This is a genomic window from Clostridium sp. (genome assembly GCF_036642255.1).
Taxonomy (GTDB): Bacteria; Bacillota; Clostridia; order Clostridiales; family Clostridiaceae; genus Clostridium_J.
In genome coordinates this window covers 21,565-28,564 of the sequence record NZ_JAVWDJ010000045.1, presented here as the reverse complement: position 1 = coordinate 28,564, position 7,000 = coordinate 21,565, and the positions used below count along the sequence as shown (strand labels likewise).

At 31.2% G+C, this 7,000-nt stretch carries 9 protein-coding genes and 1 other annotated feature; of the genes, 2 read left to right on the top strand and 7 right to left on the bottom strand.

Annotated elements, in window-relative coordinates:
- Nucleotides 1-32: 32 nt before the first annotated feature.
- Nucleotides 33-281: a binding site (T-box leader), on the bottom strand.
- Nucleotides 282-679: 398 nt separating this feature from the next.
- The 3 genes from RR409_RS17390 to RR409_RS17380 all read right to left on the bottom strand — a co-directional run bounded on the left by RR409_RS17390 (nucleotide 680) and on the right by RR409_RS17380 (nucleotide 1,875).
- A complete protein-coding gene (locus RR409_RS17390; RefSeq protein WP_332559041.1) occupies nucleotides 680-1,000 on the bottom strand; it encodes a rhodanese-like domain-containing protein in 321 nt (106 codons plus the stop codon).
- Between the two features lie 242 nt (nucleotides 1,001-1,242).
- Nucleotides 1,243-1,569, bottom strand: a complete 327-nt coding sequence (locus RR409_RS17385) for a thioredoxin family protein (protein WP_332559040.1) — start codon at nucleotides 1,567-1,569, stop codon at nucleotides 1,243-1,245.
- Between the two features lie 24 nt (nucleotides 1,570-1,593).
- A complete protein-coding gene (locus RR409_RS17380; protein WP_332559039.1) occupies nucleotides 1,594-1,875 on the bottom strand; it encodes a metalloregulator ArsR/SmtB family transcription factor in 282 nt (93 codons plus the stop codon).
- A gap of 585 nt (nucleotides 1,876-2,460) precedes the next feature.
- On the opposite strand from RR409_RS17380, the gene RR409_RS17375 reads away from it, so the two are divergent.
- On the top strand, nucleotides 2,461-4,200 hold the full coding sequence (locus tag RR409_RS17375) for a CoA-disulfide reductase (protein WP_332559038.1): 1,740 nt from the start codon (nucleotides 2,461-2,463) through the stop codon (nucleotides 4,198-4,200).
- Between the two features lie 135 nt (nucleotides 4,201-4,335).
- On the opposite strand, the gene RR409_RS17370 is transcribed toward RR409_RS17375, so the two are convergent.
- From RR409_RS17370 to RR409_RS17360, 3 genes are read right to left on the bottom strand one after another with little or no spacing between them, the layout of a single operon-like run.
- The gene (locus RR409_RS17370; RefSeq protein WP_332559037.1) at nucleotides 4,336-4,569 is read right to left on the bottom strand and encodes a hypothetical protein; all 234 of its coding nucleotides are present in this window, start codon (nucleotides 4,567-4,569) and stop codon (nucleotides 4,336-4,338) included.
- 15 nt (nucleotides 4,570-4,584) lie between these two features.
- Nucleotides 4,585-5,436, bottom strand: coding sequence for a CPBP family intramembrane glutamic endopeptidase (locus RR409_RS17365; RefSeq protein WP_332559036.1), 852 nt, complete (start codon nucleotides 5,434-5,436; stop codon nucleotides 4,585-4,587).
- Entirely contained in the window at nucleotides 5,423-5,902 is a 480-nt protein-coding gene (locus RR409_RS17360; protein ID WP_332559035.1) for a hypothetical protein, read from the bottom strand. Before RR409_RS17360 ends, RR409_RS17365 begins: the two co-directional genes overlap by 14 nt.
- 279 nt (nucleotides 5,903-6,181) lie before the next feature.
- Between RR409_RS17360 and RR409_RS17355 the strand changes: the two genes are divergently transcribed.
- Nucleotides 6,182-6,430 carry a hypothetical protein gene (locus tag RR409_RS17355; RefSeq protein ID WP_332559034.1) on the top strand — a complete coding sequence of 83 codons (249 nt, stop codon included), beginning with the start codon at nucleotides 6,182-6,184 and terminating at the stop codon, nucleotides 6,428-6,430.
- A 230-nt stretch (nucleotides 6,431-6,660) separates the two neighbouring features.
- Here the strand turns inward: RR409_RS17355 and RR409_RS17350 are convergent.
- Nucleotides 6,661-7,000: hypothetical protein (locus RR409_RS17350; RefSeq protein ID WP_332559033.1), on the bottom strand; the 340-nt coding region annotated here is incomplete at its 5' end.

Genomic DNA, 7,000 nt, shown 5'->3' with positions numbered 1-7,000 from the left:
CATGAAAAACAAAAAACCCCTGCCTCTAAAAATATAGAGGCAGAAGTTATATTCCGCGGTTCCACTCTAATTATCATGAATATAAGTATATCATGACTTCTCATTGAATCAGGTACAATCATACCTTAACGCTTTAACGTGCGTACACGCTGCCGTCTACTTAGTTTCGAGGCAGTGCTCAAAGAGGCATTCACATAAGTTACGCTTAAAATTCCTTTCAGCCTAGGGAATCTCTCTCTGTTAGTTTTGCTTATGTTACTATTTCTTATCACAGCATTTTTGTTTTCATAATAATACTAAGGGATATGTTATGACATTAATATACATGCTTCGACTTTCATTGTCAACACTTCTTTTTAATTTTTTAATGGTAACTTTACCAAAATAAATCACATTTACAATTTCCTAGCACTTAATTTATCTTTTTATATTAGTGAAATTATATTATTTATAATCTACTAAACAAGAACAAAGCCTTGCATTCACACGCCCTTTTAAATACCTAGTGACTACTTTAAGTTTTTTACATACTTCTTGAAACCCAATAATCTCAACATCTTTTAGTGAGTTTTTGAGACAAAGAGAATCCAATTTTCTATACAAAAAAGAAGAAGCTCTTGCTTCTCCTTTTTAATAAATTTTAACTTTAGCTTGTAATTTTCTTAAATGGCTACTTCGTTTATCTTACTAATCTTCCTCTATATCTTCCAGTACCGCCTGCAACATTTATTACCTTAAATCCATTTTGTTTTAATAATTTACATGCAGCTGAGCTTCTTGAGCCAGATTGGCAAATAATATGATATTCCTTTGATTCTTCAAGATATTCCTCTGGATCTGATAACAGTGTATTCATTGGAATATTCTTAGCACTTGGCAAATGTCCTCCCCTATATTCATAAGGCTCTCTTATATCTATTAAGTCTATTTCACCTATTAACTCTTCTATTTCGTTAACATCAATTGAATTTGTTGTATTTCTTTGCATAAATTGAAACATAATGACCCTCCTTAAAAGTGTATCTCTATATTAATATATCGTTATATTAGAATTTACTTATATACTTATAATAAAACCTTATTTTGTTTTTGTCAACATGAAAGCTTATATGTTTTAGCATTATTTCTCCATTATAAAATCACCTTAAAGCGACTTATATTAAAGAGAATATAATGCAAAACTAGATATTTTTCAGTATCTTTGTTCATTCTAAATCTATAAATAAATACTATATTTATATACTATTCAAAAAACATATTATAGTATCTTTCTATCTTTGTATTTAGCTCCTGTATGCTAATATGTCTTGCTTCTCTAATTATTTCTTTTCCCTCGATAAACACAAGAACAACTGGTATAGTAAAAATATTATGGGCTGCTGAAACTGCAAGAGATTTTTCCACATCAACTTCGGCACTTTTGATCTTAGGATAACTTTTTAAAAGCTCCTGAACCTTTGGCTTTAAAGCAACACAAACATTGCAATTATTACCACCAAAATATACTAAAGCCATATCATTATTATTTATTAACTCTTCTATAGCCTCATTAGAATTCACCATATTCATCTTATATCAACTCCATTTTATACTCTAATCACAATAACTAGACTTTAAAGTTTGTATTACCTTTATTATTCTTTTATCTTCAATGGAATATGTGATTGAAAGTCCCCGTTTATTAGAATCTAATATTTTATTCATTTTAAGTATAGCCAAATGCTGTGATAAGGCTGATTGAGTCACATGATTTAGTCTTTCATGTAATTCACTTACAGTCATTGGTCTTTCTAGTAAATGGCAAACAATTGCCAATCTATTTTCATTAGATATTACCTTTAATATTTCAGATATTTCTTTTACTTTTTCTAACATAGAAATCCTCCTATCCCGCATTTAAGCCTCAATATACTCCTTAGGTGTAAGAGCTTAGGAAACAGATTTACACCGAAGAAAGTGTCTTTGTGAACAAAAAAAGTTTTGTTACCCCAAAGCAATTTTCTTAAGAAGAAGAGCTTCCACTCATAAACATTAGCATACTTGAAGCTTCCAAAATGTTATGAAACTATATAAGTACTTTCTTATTTACTTATATTACTTCTGAGTTCTTCTTTTGTCAACGTAAGGATTCTTTATAATGATTATTTATAATAATTCTTTATTAAAAATTAATCTTGTTTTAAGTCCAAAGATATATTAGCCTTTCCTTTATCGCTGTTCTTAAACTCAGACTTTTTCAAATTCTCCTTATTAAAATCCAATAACTATATTTCCTTTAATCTCTATTAGGGGTACTCCCCTTCACTAAATTTCTTAATAATTTTCTAATATTTCCCTCCAAAACTAAAAGAATAAGAAGACGAATTGTTGAGTATATTATAAAATTATAGTATAGAGAAAAATTTAATGGATTTAATCTAAAGTTTAAAGTAAGTAGATATTTTACTGGAGGGGAATAATATGAGTAAAAAGATATTAATAGTTGGAGGGGTAGCTGGAGGAGCTTCTTCTGCGGCAAGACTTAGAAGATTAGAGGAAAATGCAGAAATAATTATGTTTGAAAGAGATGAATATATTTCTTTTGCTAACTGTGGTCTTCCTTATTACATTGGGGAAACAATAAAAGATAGAAAGTTGCTTTTAGTTCAAACACCTGAAGCAATGAAGGCAAGATTTAACATAGATGTAAGGATTAACAGTGAAGTTACAAAAGTTGATACTAAAAACAAAACGGTTACAGTTAACAGCAAAACCAAGGGTGTATATGAGGAAAGTTATGATTATCTAATATTGTCCCCAGGTGCTAAAGCACTAAGACCAAACATACCTGGGATAAATAGTGAAAAAATATTTACCCTTAGAAATATTCCTGATACTGATGCCATAAAAGAATATGTGGACAATAAAGAGATTAATAGTGCCGTAGTTATCGGTGGTGGATATGTTGGTGTAGAAATGGCTGAAAACCTTAAAGAAAGAGGCCTAAAGGTTACCCTAGTTGAATCTTCACCACACATACTTGCACCTTTTGATTCAGATATGGTAGTTATAGCTGAAAAAGAACTTGTTGATAAAGGTGTGGACCTCGTACTAAGCGATGCAGTAAAAGCCTTCAATGAAGCTAACAATCAGGTTGAAGTAACCTTAAACAGTGAAACTAAGCTAACTGCAGATTTAGTTATCCTTGCCATAGGAGTTGCCCCTGAAACCACTTTCCTAAAAGATAGCGGCTTAGAGTTTGGTCCTAGAGGTCACCTCATAGTTAATGATAAGATGGAAACTAATATAGAAGGTGTTTATGCAGTGGGTGATGCCATAGAAGTTGTTGATTATGTTACTAAGCAGAAAACAGCCATTCCACTAGCAGGACCAGCTAACAAGCAAGGAAGGATTGCTGCTGATAATATTGCAGGACTTAATTCAACCTATAAAGGAACTCAAGGCACCTCTGTAATTAAAATATTCGAAATCACCGCGGCATGCACGGGAGCAAATGAAAGAACCCTTCAAAAATCAAATATGCCCTATAAAGTAATCTATACTCACCCTGTATCTCATGCCTCTTATTACCCTGGAGCAAAACCAATGTCCCTAAAACTCATCTTCAATGAAGAAGGAAAAATTTTAGGAGCTCAAGCCATAGGTTATGAGGGAGTAGATAAGAGAATTGACGTAATAGCTACAGCCATGAGATATGGTGGTACCGTTGAAGATTTAACTGAACTTGAACTTTCTTATGCACCTCCATTCTCTTCAGCTAAGGACCCTGTTAATATGGCAGGATATGTTGCTCAAAACCTATTAGCTGGAAGAAGCCATGTGGTACCTTGGAATGATATTGAAGAGTATAGTGAAGAAGATTCCATTCTTGTAGATGTTCGTACTAAGGTTGAATTTGACAATGGGCATTTAGAAGGAGCAGTTAATATCCCTGTAGATGATTTAAGAGAAAAGCTTGGTGAATTAGATAAAGATAAAACTATATTAGAATACTGCCAAGTAGGCTTAAGGGGCTATATAGCAGACCGAATATTAACTCAAAATGGTTTTAAAGTATTAAATGTTACTGGTGGTTACAAAACTACAGCCATGCTAAATTTCAATCCTAATAAACCTAACTTTGAAATTCCACCTTCAGCCTGCAAAACCTGTGAAGGCATAGCAATAGACCCTGACACCCAAGCAGTGAAAAAAGATTAATAAATCAGTGCAAAAAAATCGCCTAAGGTAATTACCTTAAGCGATTTTCTTTTTTTCTTAGCATTTGGAAAACAGAAAAATTATTTAAGTAATTGCTTACTAAAATAGCTCTAATAATCTTTAGTTTTTTCTAATTTAAGATGGGATATCGTTATTTTTATCTAGCCACATACCTTCTCTTGGATTATATAAGTTAACTCTTTCAGCTATGCTAAACCAGTGTAATTCACCAGTGTCTGTTTTAGTGAAAAATATGGGTGCATGAATAAATACTATTAGAGCCGAAATAATAGATATTTTAAATATTAAATTTTTCCTATTTAAACATGACTTTTTCTCAAAGTTGCTATTATCCTCGGATTTCTCCATGTTTTTTTCGTCCTCCTACACATCTTTAGATATCATGGTGTTATTGTTCCTGTTATCTGTAGCTTTTAGATACAGCATAATAAACACAAAGAAAATTACAACTACGAAGGCATATTTGCTGGTAAAAATGGAAATAGAATTATTTAATGAGGCATTCCAAACAGAATGAACTCCCATTGCTATAAATATATTTTCTGTGAGCAAATATACAAATGCAATAATTATTCCAATAATAAATATAGTTCCAAGATTAAGAATTGCATCAATGAAACTCATACCATTTGCAAGTCTTATGGGAATATGAACTATAGCAAATAGAAACTGCGATATACCTAAAGTTAAAAATATTCTAATAGCGTTGTTTTCCCTAGCTTTTAATCTTATAAATACTTGAGGTATTAAAAATCCTCTGAAAATTATTTCTTCGAATACTACTACACCAAAAATTAATTCCAAATAATATCCTATAACAGCTATCCACTCTACCATGGTTTCATTTACTACAAGTTTTCCAAGGGTTAGATAACTATATAAAGCACCATAGAATTGTAAGATTAAAAATAGTCCTAAGGTTACTATAATCCCAGCCTTAAGCTTACTTTTTTCTACCCCTAGTTGCACCAGGCTTATCTTTGAGCCCTTTACAATCATTAAATGAACTATTATAAAATACATAATCAAATATAGTGTTAAGGTTGGAGATATAAGCCCATTAGTATTTTTAAAAACCCAATAATAAGCGTCAGGTGCAACTTTTGTTAGGACTCCTACTAGAAGCACTGCAAATGGGATTCCTAAAATTACTAGTACAAGCTTAAGATTGGACACTTTAGAAAATTTACTTGGATCTAATTTAATACTCCCCATTTCTTAGCTCCATTTTTAAATTGGTAAAAAGGTTCCTTATTTTAAAATAAATAATTGTGGAAAATGCTATGCCAATTAAAGATGCAATAATATCCTTATTATCCCATGATCCTACATTGAAAATCACATGGAGATATTCTATAAGTAAAAAAATAATGATGTTTAGTGCATTCATTACCCAAAGGAACTTACTTTCATTGATTAAAGCAATATCCTTAAAGAGCACTGGCACAACATAAAACATACCTATTATGGTAAACAGGAAACTGGGAATAAGATTTGGTGCTGTTTCTGCAAATAAAGTAATATATTCATTATTAAGTTTATACAACATGTGTCTAAAAACATAAACTGACATAAACAAAACATAAATAAGAATTATGGTTTTACTTAAATTTTTATATGTTTTACAATTGAAAATGCTTTTACTTCTAGCATTTAGCCTTAAATTATTAATACCCCTCACCCCTTATATTCTCCTTGGCATTTAGCGAACTTTTCACTAGCCACTTTATAAAATAATTATAACACCCTATTCCATATTATTCCACAAGCATCAAAATCACTGATATTATAAATAATACGCAACAAATTATTTTTTTTTAATGAATGTTGCTTTCTACACTGTGTTTTCTATATAATATAACCCATTAAAAAGAAAATGATTTTATTAACATTAGACATAAAAAAGTATACATTGGAATTAGATGACAACCTAATTAATTCAAATTCATGGAGGGTTAAAATGAAAAAGGGGATATTAATTTTATTGTTCACAGGTATGATAATGTTATCAGGGTGTGGAAACAGGCAACTAATTGATACAAAGTGGAACTTTAACAGAGCAAGAATTGCTATTGGAAATGAAATAATTGAAGTTCAGGTAAAGTCCTGGCTAGATTATGAAGGTGGAGATTCAAGCATTCAAATTGTTGCAACTGATGGTACAGTATATCTAACAGACAAGAAGAATGTATTATTAATGGGGAACTAATATGCTCTATAGGTAAAAACTTCCAATTTATATAACTACCTCGGAGGTCATTACGTAAACTGGAAGTTTATCTTTGCTTTATTTCATTACTTTGATTTGCTCAGAGTAAGATTTCTAATGATAATTTTAAAGGGAAGCCAATTTTGGCTTCCCTTATTTCAAATTAATTAATATTAAGAATTAATAAAATATGCTTCTTTCACTGCATTTACTATATTTCTCGTTTAATATTAGCAATGTTTCTTTTTTGACTTATGCTTACATTTAGAACAACCATGATCCATGTCCATATTCATCATATCCATGATATCCATTTTCTTGTGCTCTGGCTTGCACATATCCTCGTCCATATCCATCATATCCATGATGCCCATATTCTTATGCTCTGGCTTACACATTTTCTTATCCATGTCCATCATATCCATGATTCCCATGTTCATATGCATTGGCTTACACATATTCTCGTCCATGTCCATCATATCCATCATTCCCATATTCATGTGCATTGGCTTACACATATCCTCGTCCATGTCCATCATATCCATCATTCCCATGTTCATATGCATTGGC

Excerpts from the sequence above, each read along its gene's own strand:
- RR409_RS17390 (WP_332559041.1), bottom strand. The coding sequence starts at position 1,000 with ATGTTTCAATTTATGCAAAGAAATACAACAAATTCAATTGATGTTAAC.
- RR409_RS17385 (WP_332559040.1), bottom strand. The coding sequence starts at position 1,569 with ATGAATATGGTGAATTCTAATGAGGCTATAGAAGAGTTAATAAATAAT.
- RR409_RS17380 (WP_332559039.1), bottom strand. The coding sequence starts at position 1,875 with ATGTTAGAAAAAGTAAAAGAAATATCTGAAATATTAAAGGTAATATCT.
- RR409_RS17375 (WP_332559038.1), top strand. The coding sequence starts at position 2,461 with ATGAGTAAAAAGATATTAATAGTTGGAGGGGTAGCTGGAGGAGCTTCT.
- RR409_RS17370 (WP_332559037.1), bottom strand. The coding sequence starts at position 4,569 with ATGGAGAAATCCGAGGATAATAGCAACTTTGAGAAAAAGTCATGTTTA.
- RR409_RS17365 (WP_332559036.1), bottom strand. The coding sequence starts at position 5,436 with ATGGGGAGTATTAAATTAGATCCAAGTAAATTTTCTAAAGTGTCCAAT.
- RR409_RS17355 (WP_332559034.1), top strand. The coding sequence starts at position 6,182 with ATGAAAAAGGGGATATTAATTTTATTGTTCACAGGTATGATAATGTTA.